General features: G+C 37.8%; 17 protein-coding genes, 2 tRNA genes and 1 pseudogene. 7 read left to right on the forward strand and 13 right to left on the reverse strand.

Features of this window, described 5'->3' with window-relative positions; translation table 11 throughout:
- Positions 1-87 precede the first annotated feature (87 nt).
- From QUE18_RS12325 to QUE18_RS12335, 3 genes are read left to right on the forward strand one after another with little or no spacing between them, the layout of a single operon-like run.
- Positions 88-411, forward strand: coding sequence for a PadR family transcriptional regulator (locus tag QUE18_RS12325; RefSeq protein ID WP_015530290.1), 324 nt, complete (start codon positions 88-90; stop codon positions 409-411).
- 25 nt (positions 412-436) lie between these two features.
- The gene (locus tag QUE18_RS12330; protein ID WP_009203703.1) at positions 437-823 is read left to right on the forward strand and encodes a DUF6120 family protein; all 387 of its coding nucleotides are present in this window, start codon (positions 437-439) and stop codon (positions 821-823) included.
- Between the two features lie 21 nt (positions 824-844).
- On the forward strand, positions 845-1,312 hold the full coding sequence (locus QUE18_RS12335) for a hypothetical protein (RefSeq protein WP_154663009.1): 468 nt from the start codon (positions 845-847) through the stop codon (positions 1,310-1,312).
- 182 nt (positions 1,313-1,494) lie between these two features.
- Here the strand turns inward: QUE18_RS12335 and QUE18_RS13870 are convergent.
- The 8 genes and pseudogenes from QUE18_RS13870 to acpP all read right to left on the reverse strand — a co-directional run bounded on the left by QUE18_RS13870 (position 1,495) and on the right by acpP (position 8,737).
- Positions 1,495-3,160 (reverse strand): annotated as a pseudogene (locus tag QUE18_RS13870) (acetyl-CoA carboxylase carboxyltransferase subunit alpha).
- A 20-nt stretch (positions 3,161-3,180) separates the two neighbouring features.
- Positions 3,181-4,548, reverse strand: a complete 1,368-nt coding sequence (locus QUE18_RS12345) for an acetyl-CoA carboxylase biotin carboxylase subunit (protein WP_009203701.1) — start codon at positions 4,546-4,548, stop codon at positions 3,181-3,183.
- A 15-nt stretch (positions 4,549-4,563) separates the two neighbouring features.
- Positions 4,564-4,989: a 3-hydroxyacyl-ACP dehydratase FabZ gene (gene fabZ, locus QUE18_RS12350; RefSeq protein WP_008393424.1), complete on the reverse strand. Its 426-nt coding sequence runs from the start codon at positions 4,987-4,989 to the stop codon at positions 4,564-4,566.
- A gap of 19 nt (positions 4,990-5,008) precedes the next feature.
- Positions 5,009-5,452: an acetyl-CoA carboxylase biotin carboxyl carrier protein gene (gene accB, locus QUE18_RS12355; protein ID WP_009203700.1), complete on the reverse strand. Its 444-nt coding sequence runs from the start codon at positions 5,450-5,452 to the stop codon at positions 5,009-5,011.
- A gap of 17 nt (positions 5,453-5,469) precedes the next feature.
- A complete protein-coding gene (gene fabF / locus QUE18_RS12360) occupies positions 5,470-6,714 on the reverse strand; it encodes a beta-ketoacyl-ACP synthase II (RefSeq protein WP_008393426.1) in 1,245 nt (414 codons plus the stop codon).
- Between the two features lie 12 nt (positions 6,715-6,726).
- Positions 6,727-7,467, reverse strand: coding sequence for a 3-oxoacyl-[acyl-carrier-protein] reductase (gene fabG / locus QUE18_RS12365; protein WP_009203699.1), 741 nt, complete (start codon positions 7,465-7,467; stop codon positions 6,727-6,729).
- 2 nt (positions 7,468-7,469) lie between these two features.
- Positions 7,470-8,390 carry an ACP S-malonyltransferase gene (gene fabD / locus QUE18_RS12370; protein WP_009203698.1) on the reverse strand — a complete coding sequence of 307 codons (921 nt, stop codon included), beginning with the start codon at positions 8,388-8,390 and terminating at the stop codon, positions 7,470-7,472.
- 113 nt (positions 8,391-8,503) lie between these two features.
- Complete coding sequence (gene acpP, locus QUE18_RS12375) at positions 8,504-8,737, reverse strand: acyl carrier protein (RefSeq protein WP_008393429.1); 234 nt, start codon at positions 8,735-8,737, stop codon at positions 8,504-8,506.
- A gap of 308 nt (positions 8,738-9,045) precedes the next feature.
- Between acpP and QUE18_RS12380 the strand changes: the two genes are divergently transcribed.
- Genes QUE18_RS12380 through QUE18_RS12395 form a run of 4 tightly spaced genes read left to right on the forward strand, consistent with a single transcriptional unit; the run spans position 9,046 to position 13,180 of the window.
- Positions 9,046-10,011: an ABC transporter ATP-binding protein gene (locus QUE18_RS12380; RefSeq protein WP_330380018.1), complete on the forward strand. Its 966-nt coding sequence runs from the start codon at positions 9,046-9,048 to the stop codon at positions 10,009-10,011.
- Positions 9,995-10,861, forward strand: a complete 867-nt coding sequence (locus QUE18_RS12385; protein ID WP_009203696.1) for an ABC transporter permease — start codon at positions 9,995-9,997, stop codon at positions 10,859-10,861. The genes QUE18_RS12380 and QUE18_RS12385 overlap by 17 nt, the downstream gene beginning before the upstream one ends.
- 12 nt (positions 10,862-10,873) lie before the next feature.
- Positions 10,874-12,286 carry a DUF7088 domain-containing protein gene (locus QUE18_RS12390; RefSeq protein ID WP_009203695.1) on the forward strand — a complete coding sequence of 471 codons (1,413 nt, stop codon included), beginning with the start codon at positions 10,874-10,876 and terminating at the stop codon, positions 12,284-12,286.
- A 9-nt stretch (positions 12,287-12,295) separates the two neighbouring features.
- On the forward strand, positions 12,296-13,180 hold the full coding sequence (locus QUE18_RS12395) for a DUF4340 domain-containing protein (protein WP_009203694.1): 885 nt from the start codon (positions 12,296-12,298) through the stop codon (positions 13,178-13,180).
- Between the two features lie 309 nt (positions 13,181-13,489).
- On the opposite strand, the gene QUE18_RS12400 is transcribed toward QUE18_RS12395, so the two are convergent.
- The 5 genes from QUE18_RS12400 to tilS form a co-directional block, all read right to left on the reverse strand.
- Positions 13,490-13,575, reverse strand: a tRNA-Leu gene (locus QUE18_RS12400).
- A gap of 4 nt (positions 13,576-13,579) precedes the next feature.
- A tRNA-Tyr gene (locus tag QUE18_RS12405) sits at positions 13,580-13,661 on the reverse strand.
- 80 nt (positions 13,662-13,741) lie between these two features.
- Positions 13,742-15,589 carry an ATP-dependent zinc metalloprotease FtsH gene (gene ftsH, locus QUE18_RS12410; RefSeq protein ID WP_207641995.1) on the reverse strand — a complete coding sequence of 616 codons (1,848 nt, stop codon included), beginning with the start codon at positions 15,587-15,589 and terminating at the stop codon, positions 13,742-13,744.
- A gap of 15 nt (positions 15,590-15,604) precedes the next feature.
- Entirely contained in the window at positions 15,605-16,126 is a 522-nt protein-coding gene (hpt, locus tag QUE18_RS12415; protein ID WP_015530286.1) for a hypoxanthine phosphoribosyltransferase, read from the reverse strand.
- Positions 16,050-17,456, reverse strand: a complete 1,407-nt coding sequence (gene tilS, locus QUE18_RS12420) for a tRNA lysidine(34) synthetase TilS (RefSeq protein WP_242852725.1) — start codon at positions 17,454-17,456, stop codon at positions 16,050-16,052. Before tilS ends, hpt begins: the two co-directional genes overlap by 77 nt.
- Positions 17,457-17,481: the final 25 nt, after the last annotated feature.

Below are 17,481 nucleotides of genomic sequence, written 5' to 3' on the forward strand. Positions count from 1 at the left end.
ACAAATATATTTGTCAAGAATATATTGACAAATAATATATCCTTATATAAAATTATTAAATAAATGAAAGGAGAAGTTTCTTATTTTATGTCCACTCGTAATAGCCCATATAAATTAGATATGTTAGTTCTGAGTACACTGTCAAAACATGATTGTTATGGATATCAGTTGACACAAATTTTTGATGAATGTTCTAATGGTATCATAAAGCCAAAGGTTTCTTCCCTATATCCAATCTTATATCGATTAATTGACCAGGGATATATTAGTAGTTATGAAGAAATTATCAAAAACAATCGACGTAGAGTATATTATCATTTGGAACCAAAAGGATTCGAGCTTTTACAACAATTAATTGATGATTACCAAAAATACACTGCCAGTATACAATCTATTTTAAATTACAAATAATTTTTTATTAAAGGAGTATTCTATAGTGAGAAATTCTTATTACAGCAAATTTTATAAAGAAACCAAATCATTGTTTCCTTTTTTCGGTAAATCCGAAAAAGCATATCTGCGTCAATACCAATCAGAAATCGACACATATTTAGAAGAATTTCCAGACTCTTCATACAATGATATGAAAGAAAGAATTGGTAGTCCAAAAGATGTAGTTTTCAGTTATTATGATAACATTGAAAACGATGATTTAATGAACAAAATTCGCATTTCAAAATATTTTAAAAGAGTGTTACTCATTATTCTAGGAATATTTATTTTATATTTTTCAATACAATTTGCTTGTCTTTATAAATCATATCATGATTTACAAGATTCAATCATTATTCACGAAAACACAACTATCCAAGAAATCAAATAAATTCGAAAGGAAATTATAACTATGAAATCTATAAAAATTATTTTATGTATATGTTTTGGCATTCTAATAAGTAATACCACTATTATGGCATCTACTTCTCAAACTAATACTATTGTTGAAACTTTTAGTGATGGAAGTTACATAGAGTCTTCTATATCTTTCCCCTCCACCTCAAAAGCACTTTCCAGTTCTTCTACTAAAACTGCTAGCAAAACCAGTACTTATAAGAATAACTCTGGCAAAACATTATGGTCTGTTACAGTAACTGGATCATTTACCTATAATGGTTCTACATCAAAATGTATTCGTTCCAGCGTATCAACTACTTGTCCCGATCGCAATTGGAAAATCATAAAATCTTTTGCCAATAAAACGGATTCAACGGCATCTGCTACTGTCTCTACTGCGCAATATTTAAATGGTATTCACATGCGTACCATTAACAGAACCATTAAATTAACTTGTTCTAAAACAGGAAAATTATCATAATATATCTTAATAAACATAGTTATGATTTTTAGTTTCCCTACAGCAGAGAATATTGCGTATGAAAGGGATTGTCTTTGGGTATATTCATAAAAAAATAAATAAAAAAAGAAGAAAATTCTCTAGCCTAATTTTCTTCTTTTTTATTTATTTTTTATGAATATACGGAAAGTCAACCCTTCAAATCAAAACTTTCGAAATCTCTGATATCTCTGTTCCACCAGTTCTTCTGGTGTCATCTTATCATATTTCTCAATAAATCCAAGGATCATCTCTTTCATCTGCTCAGAAATCTCCAAAATATTATCAATACTAACCGGTTCAGGTTCTTCAATCACCTGTTCGATGACTCCTAACTCTTTCAAGTCCTCTGCCGTGATCTTCATAACCTTAGCCGCCTCAGAAGCTCTGTTTCCATCTTTCCAAAGAATCGCCGCAAATCCTTCTGGTGAAAGAATAGAATATGTAGAGTTCTCCAAACTCCATACTTCATTTCCAACAGCCATAGCCAAGGCTCCACCACTTCCTCCTTCTCCGATCATGATAGAAAGAATCGGTACTTTGATGTTTGACATCTCGAATAAGTTTCTTGCGATTGCCTCTCCGACTCCGCCTTCTTCTGCCTCTAATCCACAGAATGCTCCTGGTGTGTCTACAAAGAGAATGATCGGACGATGAAATTTCTCTGCCTGTTTCATCAGTCTTAGGGATTTTCTGTATCCTTCTGGTGATGGCATTCCAAAATTTCGTTTGATATTTTCTTTGGTTGAGCGTCCTTTTTGCTGTCCGATGACTGTCACTGGTCTTCCTCCAATAGAGGCTAATCCACCAACGATCGCTTTGTCATCTCCAAAATAACGGTCTCCGTGTAAGGACATATATCGTTCAAAAATCGTAGAAATATAATCAAGACTTGTTGGGCGTTCTGCGGATCTTGAGATCTGCACTCTCTCCCATGGTGTATAATTACTGCTCATATTCACAACTCCTTATGATCGTTACCAGCACTTTTCTTAATTTTTTGCGCTCTACGATCTTATCTACAAATCCATGTTCTAACAAAAATTCTGCTCTCTGAAATCCTTCTGGTAACTTCTGCCCGATCGTCTGTTCAATAACTCTCGGTCCCGCAAATCCGATCAATGCTCCTGGTTCTGCTAAGATAACATCTCCAAGCATTGCAAAACTTGCTGTAACACCTCCGGTTGTAGGATCTGTTAATACTGTGATGTATAATAATCCTGCTTCATCATGGCGTTTCAATGCTGCGGATGTTTTTGCCATCTGCATCAGAGATACGATTCCTTCCTGCATTCTAGCTCCACCAGAGCATGTGAAAATGATGATCGGTAATCTCATCTGTGTTGCACGTTCAACTGCTCGTGTGATCTTCTCACCAACAACTTCTCCCATGCTTCCCATCATGAAATCTGCTCCCATGACTGCGATCACAACATCTTTTCCAAGAATCTTTCCTTTTCCTGTGATGACCGCTTCATCAAGATTCGTTACGGAGCGCTGGCGTTCCAATTTATTCTTATATCCTGGGAAGTTCAGTGGATCGCTTGTATCCATCTTTGCATCCCATTCTTCAAAAGTATCTTTATCTAATACCATGGCAATTCTTGTCTTTGGACGGATTCTAAAGTAATTGCCACAGACTGGACATACATAATCATTTTCGATCAAATCCTCATTGTATACAGGCTTTCCGCAACAGTTACACTTCTGGAATAATCCTTCTGGTGCCTGAAATTCAAGGAGCGTGTCCTTTGCTTTTCGTACACGCTCTGCCTGTTTGATCTCCTGAGGTGATAATGTCCTTTTCTTAAACATATCTTTTAATGACATGATACTCACCTTAACTTTCTTTATTCAGCTTCATTTTCAGACTGATGTTTCTTCTGAAAACGTTCAATAAATCCTGTATCAACATTGCCTTCGATAAAATCTTCATCATTGATGATCTCATACTGATAGTCAATGTTTGTCTTCACGCCTTCTAATACAAGTTCTCCCAATGCATTACGGAGTTTGCGAAGTGCCAACTTACGATTTTTATCATATACGATCAGTTTTGCGATCATAGAATCATAGTATGGTGGAATCTGATATCCTGCGAATAATGCAGAATCAATTCTCACTCCTTTTCCTCCTGGAAAATGTACATTTGTTACAGTTCCTGGACTTGGACGGAAGTCATGTTCTGTGTCTTCCGCATTGATTCTCACTTCGATTGCATGTCCATGAACATGTACATCTTCCTGTGTATAAGTCAGATGTTTTCCTGCGGCGATACGGATCTGTTCACGGATCAGATCGATTCCTGTAACCCATTCAGTCACTGGATGCTCTACCTGAATTCTTGTGTTCATCTCAATAAAATAGAAATCTCCATGTTTGTCACGTAAGAATTCAATCGTTCCTGCACTGTAATATTCTGCTGCTTTTGCTGCTTTGATTGCGATCTCACCCATCTTCTTTCGCTGTTCGTCACTGATCGCAGGGGATGGTGATTCTTCGATCAGTTTCTGATGTCTTCTCTGAATAGAACAGTCTCTTTCTCCAAGATGAATCGTATTTCCGTATTTATCAGCAAGAATCTGGAATTCGATATGGCGTGGATCTTCGATATATTTTTCAATATACATTGTTCCGTCGCCAAATGCATTCTCTGCCTCTAACTTCGCTGTCTCAAAAGTATGTACGAAGTCTTCAGAGTCATAGCAGACACGCATTCCCTTTCCACCACCTCCTGCAGAAGCTTTGATCATAACTGGGTATCCCATGTCATCTGCGATCTCCTGCCCTGCTTCTGCCTCATAAACGGCATCTTTTGTACCAGGAACTACTGGAACTCCAGCATCCATCATTGTCTTTCTTGCTGCGGATTTGTTACCCATGCGGTCAATGATTTCTGCGGATGGTCCAATAAATGTGATATTGCATTTTTCACACATTCTTACAAATTTGCTATTCTCAGACAAAAATCCGAATCCCGGATGAATTGCATCCGCTCCGACTGCCATTGCAGCCCCAAGTACACGTTCCATGTCAAGATAACTGTCTTTGGCAGGTGCTGGTCCGATACAGATCGTCTGGTCTGCCAACTGGGCATGGAGTGCATCTTTATCTGCTTCAGAACAGATTGCTACGGACATGATATCCATCTCACGGCACGCACGGATGATACGCACTGCGATCTCTCCTCTGTTTGCAATTAAAATCTTCTTAAACATTTAAGAAACCCTCTCTTATCCAATCATAAATGTAATCTCTGCAGATGCCACTTTCTTACCATCTACAGTTGCTGTTCCCTGTGCAACACCGACTGGTCCTTTGACTTTGATCATCTCAACTTCTAATGTCAGCACATCTCCTGGAACAACCTTTCCTCTGAATTTTGCTTTGTTGACTCCACCTAAGAATGCAATCTTTCCTTTGTACTCATCTGCAGAAAGTGCACATACAGCTCCAGTCTGTGCTAATGCTTCAATGATCAGTACCCCAGGCATCACTGGTTCCTGTGGAAAATGTCCTGCAAAAAATGGTTCATTATATGTCACACATTTTTTACCAACGATACGTTTTCCTTCTTCCATCTCCTCAATACGGTCCACTAATAAAAATGGACTTCTGTGAGGGATCGTATTCATAATATCTTTAATATCCATTACCATAATAAATATTCTGCCTTTCTTACTGGATGACCATTAATGGCTGTCCATATTCAACCATCTCACCATTCTCAACTAAAATAGCTGCAACTGTTCCATCGTATTCACTTTCCACTTCATTCATCAGTTTCATTGCTTCAACGATTCCGATTACCTGTCCTTTTTTGACTTTGTCACCGACAGATACAAATGGCTCAGCTCCTTCTGATGGTGCTACATAAAATGTACCAACAAGTGGGGCTTTGATCTCATCTCCATAGAGAAGCTCTTCTGGCTGTTCTTCATTCTGTTCTGGCATGATCGCGGCACTCTGTACTGGTACTCCTGCAACAGATGCATCAACTGTTGCGATCTTTGCCTTTTTCTTAGCGATTCTGATTGAAAATTCTTCGTTATTATATTCAAATTCATCGACATTTGCAGAAGATACTGCAGCGATCAATTCTTTCATTTCTTTAACTTCCATGTCAGTCTCCTTCTAAATTAATCCTCAAATTTCTTCACAAGAAGTGTTGCGTTATGTCCTCCAAATCCAAGAGAATTGCTCATAACGTAATTTACCTTGCGATCTGTTACTGGTTCTAATGTATAATCAAGATCACATTCTTCATCTGGAACCTTTAATCCTACGGTTGGGTGAATATAATCTTCTTCAATTGATTTAACACATGTGATAAATTCAATCGCACCAGCTGCTCCAAGTCCATGACCGATCATAGATTTTGTAGAGCTGATCTTCACATCATATGCATGTTCTCCTAATGCTTTCTTGATTGCTTTTGTCTCAAATAAGTCATTTGCATGAGTACTTGTTCCATGCGCATTGATATAATCAACTTTATCTGGTGTGATTCCTGCTTCATCCATTGCAAATACCATAGCTCTTGCTGCACCTTCTCCATCTTCACATGGGGATGTGATATGGAATGCATCACTTGTTGCACCATATCCGACAACTTCTGCTAAAATATCTGCTCCTCTTGCCTGTGCATGTTCAAGGCTTTCTAAAACAACGATTCCTGATCCTTCTCCAATGACAAATCCATCTCTCTCTTTGTCAAATGGAATAGATGCTCTCTTCGGATCATCAGATCCACTTAAAGCTGTTAACGCTGCAAATCCACCAACTGCAACTTCTGATACTGCAGCTTCTGTTCCACCGGCTACCATTACATCAGCTTCTCCAACCTGAATGGATCTATATGCTTCACCAATAGACTGCGTTCCTGTCGCACATGCTGTAACAACGTTGATACTCTTTCCGCGAAGGCCAAATGCAATAGAAACATTTCCTGCAGCCATGTTAGAGATCATCATTGGAACTGCTAATGGTTTCACTCTGTTCGGACCCTTTTTATCTAATGTTCTTGTTGTTGTTTCGATCATCTGAAGGCTTCCAACTCCACATCCAACAGATACACCAATTCTTGTTGTATCTTCTTTCTCAAGATCAAGTCCCGCATCTTCGATTGCTTCTTTTGTTGCAGCTACAGCATACTGTGAAAATAATTCCATACGTCTTGCTGCTTTTGGTGACATATAATCTTTGGCGTTGAAACCTTTGACTTCTGCAGCCAGATGAGCTTTGTATTCTGTTGCATCAAAATATGTAATCGGTGCAAATCCGATCTTCTGCTCTTTGATTCCATTCCAAAATTCTTCCACGCTGTTTCCGATCGGTGTGATCGCACCCATACCAGTTACAACGACACGTTTCATGCTCTTCATATAAAATCTCCTTTACATTCCCATTCCACCGTCAACACTGATCGTCTGACCTGTAATATATGCTGCCTTGTCAGATGCTAAGAAAGCAACTGTCTCTGCAATATCTTTTGTCTGTCCCATTCTCTTTAATGGAATACTTCCTAATAAATTCTCTTTCACATCTTCTGACAGTACATCCGTCATCTCTGTCTCAATAAATCCTGGAGCGATCGCATTGACCGTGATTCCTCTGGAACCTAATTCTCTTGCCAGAGATTTTGTCATACCAATGATTCCTGCTTTTGATGCACAGTAATTGACCTGTCCTGCATTACCCATAACTCCAGATACAGAAGACATATTAATGATATGTCCAGATCTCTGTTTTAACATGATTCTTGAAACATGTTTCATGCAGTTAAATGCACCTTTTAAGTTTACTTCAATGACTTTATCAAATTCTTCTTCACTCATCTTCATGATCAGGTTATCTTTTGTGATTCCGGCGTTATTCACCAGAATATCGATAGACCCAAATTCTTTCTTTACAGAAGTGATCATCTCTTTCGCCACATCAAAATCGGATACATCTCCCTGATATGCTTTTGCTGTTCCCCCAGCTGCTGTGATTTCTTCTACAACTGCCTCCGCTTTATCTTTCGAACCACAGTAATTTACGATCACAGTTGCTCCATATCCTGCAAGAGTCAGTGCCGTTTCTCTTCCGATCCCGCGGCTTGCACCTGTTACGATTGCAACTTTTCCACTTAACATGATTACATGATCTCCTTTAATTTCTCTAAATCTTCTACTTTCGCAATATTGATCGCTTTGACATTACGATCGATCTTGCGCATAAATCCACATAATGTTCTTCCTGGTCCGATCTCTACAAATGTATCTGCACCATCAGCGATCATCTTCTCAATAGATTGTTCCCAGCATACAGAAGAATAAACCTGTCTTCCAAGCAATTCCTTAACTTCATCTTTACTTGTGATAAATTCTGCTGTTGTATTGGATACGTATGGAACTGTTGGATCATCCACTTCAACATCTGCTAATACATCAAGCAATTTCTCTCCAGCTGGTTTTAACATTGGAGAATGAAATGGTCCACTGACCTTCAGTGGCAGAACTCTCTTAGCTCCTGCTTCTTTCAACGCTTCTCCAGCTTCTGCAACCGCTTTTGATTCTCCTGAAATAACGATCTGTCCCGGACAGTTATAGTTTGCGATCGTAACGATTCCTTCAACGTCTGGTAAAACTGCTTCGATCGCTTCTTTCTTCATTCCAAGAACCGCTGACATCGCACCCTCTCCTGCTGGAACAGTATCCTGCATAAGAATTCCTCTCTGCCTTACGACTTTCACTGCATCTTCAAAGCTCATCACATCAGATGCTACAAGTGCACAGTATTCTCCAAGACTTAATCCCGCTGTCAGATCAGGCTTTAATCCCATTTCTTCGATCTTCTTTAAGATTGCAACACTTGCAGTTACCATCGCTGCCTGTGTATACTCTGTAATATTGATATCTTCATTCTCTTCAAAACAAAGTTTCTTTACATCAATATCCAGAACTTCATTCGCCTTGTCGAAAATCTCCTTGCTGCATGCAAAAGAATCATAAAAATCCTTTCCCATTCCAACATATTGCGCTCCCTGTCCCGGAAACATAAATACGATCTTACCCATTATCTTTACCTCGTTGATCTATAAAATAATCTATAATTAGTTTGATGTTCAAAATATTTTCTTCAAAAAATTGACTTATAACAGGAATGTTATAAGCCAATCTTACAATTTCTTTAGTCTTCTACACCTTTGTCTTTTAAGTAGTTGATAACATCACCAACTGTGTTTAATTCTGCAAGATCATCAGATGGAATCTCAACATCATATTCTTCTTCTAATGCCATAACTAATTCAAATAAATCTAATGAATCAGCATCCAGATCTTCTTTAAAAGATGCTTCTAAAGTAACTTCATCTTCGCTTACACCTAACTGATCTGCAATGATCTCTTTCATCTTCTCTAACATAATGATTCTCCTTCACACTCTAATTAGTTTGATTCTCAAAGTATACATTCTTCAACTGTCTTCTGTCAAGTTTTCTTGTAAATTTACTTTTATATTATACGAAACTATACGTGATTATGCAAGCCTATCCTTGCCATTCTATGCATCTTTTATGAAACATTTTCATATTATTCTGTATACTATATACTCCATAAAACACTTCACAAAATTACCACATTTTTAACACAAACTGTTCAGACTTTTATCACAGTTTGATTTGTTTTTCTTCATATAATGATGAGAGTTATCGCAAAAAGGAGGACAATATTTTGATAGAAGTAAAACATCTTACCAAAAAATATGGCACACATCTCGCCGTAGATGATCTGTCATTTACCATTGAAAAAGGGCGAATCTATGGATTTTTGGGTCCAAATGGAGCCGGTAAATCTACAACTATGAATATTATGACTGGATATATCGGTGCGTCGAGTGGAGAGGTTATCATCAATGGTCACAATATTCTGGAAGAACCTGAGAAAGCAAAAAAATGTATCGGATATCTTCCAGAGATCCCACCTTTATATCTTGATATGACAGTATCTGAATATCTGTATTTTGCTGCTGAATTAAAAAAAATTCCGAAAGCTGACCTCAATGCACAGGTTATAAAAGTTATGGAACTGATCAAACTTGTTGATATGAAAGACCGATTGATCAAAAACCTTTCCAAAGGTTATCGCCAGAGAACAGGTCTTGCCGCTGCAATTCTTGATTTCCCGGATATTATCATCTTGGATGAACCGACCGTTGGTCTCGATCCAAAGCAGATTATCGAAATCCGTGAACTGATCCGTACACTTGCTAAGGACCATACGGTGATCTTAAGTTCTCATATTCTTGCTGAAGTCCAAGAAATCTGTGACGATATCCTGATCATTTCCAAAGGAAAATTGATCGCTGAGGGAAGCCCTGATGAATTAGAAGAATTAACACACGGAAAAGAAACCATTGAGCTTACGATCCTGGCGGATGAAACTTCCGTAAAACAGGTTCTTTCTGATTTTTCTGATATTGATGATGTCAACTGGCTTGATGTAAGTAAAGATAGCTGCCATATCCAGATCAATACAAACAAAGATTCACAGGAAATCTGTGCTGATCTTTCTCTTAAATTTGCACAGAAAAAAATGCCTGTGACACAGATGTTTGTAAACAAGGCTACTCTTGAAGATATTTTCCTAGAATTAACCGGAGATGTAATGGAGGTGACAAATAATGCTTGCTATCTATAAAAGGGAAGTCCGTTCCTATTTTAACTCTATGATCGGATGCGTATTTGCAGCATTCTTAACGATCATTGGAGGTGTATATTTTATGGTTTATAACCTTTATAGTGGTTATCCATTTTTTGCCTACTCTCTGGCGGGCGTTATTTTCATGTTATTGATTTCTGTGCCTGTTTTATCTATGAAATCTTTTGCAGAAGACCGAAAGAATAAAACTGACCAGTTATTATTAACTTCTCCTGTTTCACTTGTTGAGATCGTATTAGGAAAATATCTTGCAATGGTGACTGTATTTGCAATTCCATGTGTGATCTACTGTATTTTCCCACTGATCATCAAACTTCAAGGAACTGCCCATTTTCTTGTTGATTATTCATCCATTCTGGCCTTTTTCCTGCTTGGATGTGTATTTATTGCAATCGGAATGTTTTTATCATCTTTGACAGAAAGTCCTGTGATCGCAGCGATCACTACTTGTGCAGCATTGTTTTTCTTTTATCTGTTGGACAATCTGCTGCAGTATTTTCCTTCCAGTGCGATCAGTAATCTAGTCATCTGGATCATTATATTTGCTCTGATTGGTCTTCTGATCTACCATATCACAAAAAATCAGATGATCGCTGGCATTGTCACTGGCATTGGATGTATCGCTGGTATCGTTGCTTATTTTGTGAAGAAAACATTGCTTGAAAGTCTGTTTTCTACTTTATTAGGACACCTTGTATTAACTGATATTTTTTATAATTTTTCTCAGAATTACATTTTTGATCTCGGAGGACTTCTGACTTATCTGTCATTGATCATTCTTCTGGTGTTCTTAACAGTACAGACATTTGAAAAAAGACGTTGGAGTTAGGAGGAAGTTATCGTGGATAAAATCAAAAAATTATTTCAAAGCAATGATTCGAAACGTGGATCTTATACTCTTGCTATGACATCCATCGTGATCGCGATCGTTATCATTTTTAATATGATCGTCAATCTGATCCCTGAAAATAAGCGACAGTTTGATATCAGTAGTACCAATATTTATGAAATCTCATCAAAAAGTGAAAAGATCATCAAAAAAGTTGATGATGACGTCACTTTTTATGTTCTTGCAGAAAAGGACAGCACTGATAAAAGGATCAAAACTTTCATCAATAAATATGCTTCTTTATCAAGCAAGATTCATGTCAAATGGATCGATCCTGTGCTTCATCCATCTGCATTGACAAAATACGGAACCGAAGAAAACAATATCGTCATCTCTTGTAAGAAAACCAACCGTACAACAACTGTTTCGTTTGATGATATATTAGTTTCCTCAGATTCTTACTACAGTACTTCCTCTTCTGCTTCATCATTTGATGGTGATGGGCAGCTTACAAGTGCTTTAAATTATGTAACAAGTGACAAAGAATATAAAGCTTATTATACTTCTGGCCATGGAGAATCATCCTTATCTTCCGAGGTTACAAGTCTTCTTACAAAATCAAGAATTTCCACAAGTGATCTGCTTTTAATGACTGCAACATCCATTCCTGATGATTGTGATCTGCTGATCATCGATGGGGCTACAAGCGATTTTACAAAAGATGAAGTAAAACTATTATCTTCTTACCTGAAGAAAGGTGGAAAAGTTGTTACTTTACTTGCCCAGACAAATAAGAGTATGAAAAACTTATATGGTCTGTTAAAAGACTACGGTTTAACTGTTCAAAGCGGATATATTGCAGATACAGAACGTTCATATCAAGGAAATTATTATTACTTGATCCCAAATCTTTCTGTAAGCGGTGATATGGCTTCTGGAATTTCATCAAACTCTGTTATGATGATCAATTCGAAAGGTATGACACAGAGTACTCCAGTTAGAGATTCTATTTCTACCGATGCATTTATGACAACATCTAGCAACGGATATGCTGTCACTGAGAAGAAACAAACACAGGGAACTTATGTCCTTGGTGCAACTTCCACAGAATCTGTCAAAGTCAAAAACAGCAAAGGAAAGAAAGTTACAAAAGAAAGTCGCCTGACTGTTTACGGAAGTAATATGCTGATTGATGAGCAGATCACAAGTTCTTTCTCATCCTTAGAAAATCTGACATTATTTACAAACTCTGTGACCGCATGTTTAAATAATGCCGATAATGTTTCTATCTCTCCAAAGAGTCTGGAAGTCAGCTATAATACGATTGCTCATCCTGGACCATTCAGTATCCTTGTAGTCTTTGTAATTCCAGTTGGTCTGATCATTGGCGGATTCATTGTATGGTTTAGACGCAGACGCCGTTAGGAGGTTTTCATGAAACAGAAAAAAACATTGCAGATTTTACTTCTCGTATTTGCAGGACTTATTGTCCTGTATACGGGAGTGAATTTATACCAGAAACAGCAATCTTCCAAAGAAGATTCTGATCAGACAATGATCTCTGATTTAAAGAGTTTAACTTCCATCTCTTATAATAACAACGGAACGACTCTTTCTTTCATAAAACAGAGTGGCAAATGGTATTATACAAAAAATAAAAAATATCCGATCACTCAGTCCTCTCTCGAAAGTCTTGCTTCTACATTTCAAAAGGTTGAGGCTGTCAGAGAACTTAAAAATGCAGATGCTCTAAGCGACTATGGTCTTGACAAGCCAACTTATACAGTTAGTGTCAAAGACAAAACTGGAAAATCCATGACTTATTATATTGGAAATGCAACCGGTGAAAATTACTATGTAACTTATGGAGATAAATCAAAGATTTATACCGTATCTTCTGATATTACATCTAGTTTATCTTATTCTTTAGATAATCTGATCGAGACAGATACTTTCCCTACGTTAAGTACTGGAAATCTTAAAAAAGTTTTGGTCACTCAGAACGGTAAGACAAAGACTTATACTAGCAAGAAGAAAAATCTTGATGGAATCTCTGGCGGTTTGGGTGTATTTACTTTTGGAGACTGCCAGAATTATTATGCAAGTCAGACAGATCTTGTAAAATATGGACTGGATAAGAATTCTCGAATCACAGTCGATATCACTTATAAGGATACGGATACAAAGAAAACAAAAAATGTTGTGCTTTATATCGGTAAAAAGGATTCTGATCAAAAGAATTATTATGTACAGCTGAAAGGATCACATATGGTTTACTTGAGCGATAAGGATGTTGTGAAGAATATTTTGAATCCTTAATTTCGATATAAGAAAGAATCCTGCTTTGCAGGATTCTCCGCCTGCGGCGGGTCGCTTCAGCGACAAATTTCCCTTCCGCCGCAGTGCGATCCTGCCCGGAGGGCTTTTTATTTCATAGGGGATTTCATCGAAATTTCCTATGAAATAAAAATAAAATAGAGTGCAGAATACGAAATGATCAAATTCATTTCCGTATCCTGCTCTCTATTTTTATTATTTCTGTTTATACAGTTCTTTTATTCCTGATGCAAGCGATAACACGATTACTGAAAAATAAAAAGAACTTCAATCACTTGAAGTCCTTTTTCATGCCGCAGACCGGAATCGAACCGGTACTCGATTTAACTCGAACAGGATTTTAAGTCCTGCGCGTCTGCCAGTTCCGCCACTGCGGCTTAGTGGTGGGAGAAGGATTCGAACCTTCGAAGGCGGTGCCAACAGATTTACAGTCTGCCCCCTTTGGCCACTCGGGAATCCCACCAAGTGTTTACCTGACAATTAAAGATTATACGGCATTGTCAGGTAAATTGCAAGTGTTTTTTTAACTTTTTTTATATTTTTTTATGCCTGTGTTTCAACTTCTGTTTCAGGCTCAAATAATGCTTCGAATTCTGCGCGGTTAATGCGTTCTTTCTCTAATAATAATGCGGCACATTTGTGAAGGACATCTATGTGTTCTTCAATCAGTGCTTTCGCATCTTTGTAGCATTTATTTACAATCTTCTTCACTTCCTGATCGATCACAGTCTGTGTGTTTTCTCCATATGGACGCTGCTGTCCAATTTCTTTTCCTAAGAAGACTTCGTCTCCTTCACCACTGTCATAATTGATCAGTCCGAGTTCATCTGACATACCAAACTTCGTTACCATAGCTCTTGCATACTGGGTTACCTGTTTGATATCCTGTGATGCACCAGTTGTGATATCATCTAAGATCAATTCTTCGGCAATTCGTCCTCCGAGACTTACCATGATATCCTGAATCATCTTTCCGCGTGTCATAAAGACATTATCATTCTCAGGAAGCGGCATCGTATATCCAGCTGCTCCTGTTCCTGTTGGAATAATAGATACAGTGTAAACCGGACCTACATCTGGTAACAGATGGAATAAGATTGCATGTCCAGATTCATGATATGCAGTGATCCTTCTTTCACTTTCTGGTACCACACGACTCTTCTTCTCTGTTCCGATTCCTACTTTGATAAATGATTTATCAATATCTTCTTTCATGATATAGGCTCTGTCATCTCTTGCTGCCTGAATGGCTGCCTCATTCATCAGATTCTCAAGGTCTGCTCCCACAAAACCTGCTGTTGTTCTTGCGATCTCATGAAGATCAACATCATCTCCTAATGGTTTCTGACGACAGTGAATCTTTAAGATATCTTCTCGCCCTTTGACATCTGGTCTTCCAACGCCAACCTTGCGGTCAAATCGTCCTGGTCGTAAGATCGCTGGATCTAAGATATCCACACGGTTTGTAGCTGCGATCATGATGATTCCTTCATTCACTCCAAAACCGTCCATCTCAACTAACATCTGGTTTAATGTCTGTTCACGTTCATCATGTCCACCACCAAGTCCAGAGCCTCTTCGTCTTGCAACTGCATCGATCTCATCGATAAATACGATACAAGGAGAATGTTTCTTAGCTTCTGCAAATAAGTCACGTACACGAGCTGCACCAACACCGACGAACATTTCCACGAAATCAGATCCTGAAATGCTGAAAAATGGTACATTCGCTTCTCCTGCAACTGCCTTTGCAAGTAATGTCTTACCTGTTCCTGGAGGTCCTACAAGAAGGACGCCCTTTGGAATTCTGGCTCCGATCTTTATAAATCGTCCTGGATTCTTTAAGAATTCCACGACTTCTTCTAATTCTTCTTTCTCTTCTGTCAGTCCTGCAACATCGTTAAATGTTACTTTCTTAGCATTTGGATTGGCAAGTTTAGCACGGCTTTTTCCAAAATCCATCATCTTGCCGCCACCGCCACCATTCTGGCGCATCATCATAACCATGAAAAATATGACAACTCCGATCGGTAGTACTACCCCGATCAGATTAGAGATCATATCCCCACTGTGATCGATTCCCTTAATACTGATCTTATTGGCAAGAGAGCTGTCAGCTTTCTTAATATCATTGATTGCCTGATTGACATCTGTAACTTCACAGCTCTTATAATCATCTTTTCCAAACTCTGCTGTGATCGTCCCAGTTGGTACTTCTTTATTCTGTTTAATAGTTACCGCAGTTACTTTGTCAGACTTTACATCCTTCATAAACTGCTGATAGGTGTAATCACCTGAACCTGGCTGGAACACGCTGATAAAATAATATGCTCCGATCACCAAGATCAGCAGGACTACTAAAAATCCACTGTTACTTTTCTTCGGGTTCAACGTTTAGTCTCCTCTCTACTCTTCCTCTGCTACTCCAATGTAAGGAAGGTTACGATATTTCTGTGCATAATCTAGTCCATATCCAACAACAAATTCATCTGGTACTTCAAAACCAATATATCTGACTGGTACTTCAACTTCACGACGATCTGGTTTGCTTAACAATGTACACAGATGAAGTGACGCAGGATTTCTGCTCTCAAGCATTGGTTTTAAATGATTTAAAGTCTTTCCTGAGTCAATGATATCTTCTACAACTAATACTTCTTTATCTAAGATTGGCTCATCTAAGTCTTTTGCGATCTTAACGATTCCTGAGGATTCTCTGGAATTTCCATAACTAGACACTGACATAAAATCAATTGTTACTGGAATCGTGATTCTCTTTGCAAGTTCACACGCAAAAAAAACACTTCCTTTTAAGATGGCGATCAGATGGATTTCTTTTCCTGCATAATCTTCACTGATCTGCGCTCCCATCTCCGCGATTCGTTTGTTTACATCTTCCTCTGAAATCATTACTCTGATATTCTCCATTGGAATCATCTCCTTCTCTTTTGAACTCAAGCTTTAAATAACGCTTGGTTGATTCTTTGATCTTATAATATTCGCTGATTCTTCTGCCAACGATCCATACAATATGACTGCCATCTGCCACCAATGGTATCTCTTCCCGCAATTGTCTTGGAATCTTCTCATCAATAAAATACCTACTTAATGATTTTCTCTTCTGATCTTTGCCAAATGTAAAAAAATCTCCTGGCTTCCGGCATCGTAATTGTACACCTGTTTCTATTCTATCATAATCAATGATTTTGATACAATCATTTTCCACGATATTTGTCAAATCTGTAACCTCTTCGCACAAAATTTTTCCTGTCATTTCTTGTTTATCTGATATATTTCCTTTTTGTACCTTAATATACTGATAATTTTTCTCGGCAACCATATTATACGGAAGAGAAATTCGTTTTCCTGTTCCATTTTCTACCAAAGTTAACAGATCTTCAATATGTCTTCTTTCTAAATCTTTCTTCTTACCAGCTGTTTCTTCCAAAACTTTTTTTAGAACCTGTTTCTGGATCCAATGGGTTTCCAATAACAATTGATCACAATTGATCTCAAATCCTTGTCCAATAGGCTTTGTACATCTTAAAAATGACTCTTCTATCTGATCTGTCAGATACGTCGTCACTTCTTTGATATCTTCGCACAGCCATCCTATATGCTCCACCGCCTGCTCATTGATCATCTCAAGTCTTGGAATTACCTGATTTCGGATCTGATTTCTTGCAAATGCATCGTCCTGATTGCTTGCATCTTCTACCCAGACCTGCCCAGCCTCTTTTAAATATTTTACGATTTCTTCTTTTTTTACACATAAAAGCGGACGGATCAGATTTCCATCTTTTTCTCTCATGGCACCCGCCCCATAAATTCCAGTTCCTCTCACCACTCGATATAAAAATGTTTCTGCCTGATCGTTTTGATGATGTGCGATCGCAATCTTATCAGCATTATATTTTTTCATTGTTTTTGCAAATGCATCATATCTCGCTTTTCTTCCTGCTTCTTCTAATGACATCTTTTCACGCTTGGCGATCTGTTTTACATCTATTTCAAATATTTTACACGGAATCGAAAGTTGTCCACAAAGATCCTGCACAAACTTCTGATCATCCACAGCTTCTCTTCGAATCATGTGATTGATGTGGACTACTGTGATCGTGAGATTCATTGATTCTCTTAATTCATTTAAAATAAGTAACAGATATACAGAATCTGCACCGCCAGAAACACCGATAATGATATGATCTCCATTTTGTATTAAATTTTTTTCTTTGATAAACTCTTTTACTTTATTCATGTAATTTACTTTATCATTCTTTGCA

Origin of the sequence: Anaerostipes hadrus ATCC 29173 = JCM 17467, from assembly GCF_030296915.1 — a bacterium.
Lineage (GTDB): Bacteria > Bacillota > Clostridia > Lachnospirales > Lachnospiraceae > Anaerostipes > Anaerostipes hadrus.

What these genes read in the sequence shown, in the direction of transcription:
- QUE18_RS12345 (WP_009203701.1), bottom strand. Translation starts at nt 4,548, where the DNA reads ATGTTTAAGAAGATTTTAATTGCAAACAGAGGAGAGATCGCAGTGCGT.
- acpP (WP_008393429.1), bottom strand. Translation starts at nt 8,737, where the DNA reads ATGTTAGAGAAGATGAAAGAGATCATTGCAGATCAGTTAGGTGTAAGC.
- tilS (WP_242852725.1), bottom strand. Translation starts at nt 17,456, where the DNA reads ATGAATAAAGTAAAAGAGTTTATCAAAGAAAAAAATTTAATACAAAAT.
- QUE18_RS12385 (WP_009203696.1), top strand. Translation starts at nt 9,995, where the DNA reads ATGCTTGCTATCTATAAAAGGGAAGTCCGTTCCTATTTTAACTCTATG.
- QUE18_RS12335 (WP_154663009.1), top strand. Translation starts at nt 845, where the DNA reads ATGAAATCTATAAAAATTATTTTATGTATATGTTTTGGCATTCTAATA.
- QUE18_RS12395 (WP_009203694.1), top strand. Translation starts at nt 12,296, where the DNA reads ATGAAACAGAAAAAAACATTGCAGATTTTACTTCTCGTATTTGCAGGA.
- fabG (WP_009203699.1), bottom strand. Translation starts at nt 7,467, where the DNA reads ATGTTAAGTGGAAAAGTTGCAATCGTAACAGGTGCAAGCCGCGGGATC.
- hpt (WP_015530286.1), bottom strand. Translation starts at nt 16,126, where the DNA reads ATGGAGAATATCAGAGTAATGATTTCAGAGGAAGATGTAAACAAACGA.
- fabD (WP_009203698.1), bottom strand. Translation starts at nt 8,390, where the DNA reads ATGGGTAAGATCGTATTTATGTTTCCGGGACAGGGAGCGCAATATGTT.
- fabF (WP_008393426.1), bottom strand. Translation starts at nt 6,714, where the DNA reads ATGAAGAGCATGAAACGTGTCGTTGTAACTGGTATGGGTGCGATCACA.
- accB (WP_009203700.1), bottom strand. Translation starts at nt 5,452, where the DNA reads ATGGAAGTTAAAGAAATGAAAGAATTGATCGCTGCAGTATCTTCTGCA.
- fabZ (WP_008393424.1), bottom strand. Translation starts at nt 4,989, where the DNA reads ATGGTAATGGATATTAAAGATATTATGAATACGATCCCTCACAGAAGT.
- QUE18_RS12325 (WP_015530290.1), top strand. Translation starts at nt 88, where the DNA reads ATGTCCACTCGTAATAGCCCATATAAATTAGATATGTTAGTTCTGAGT.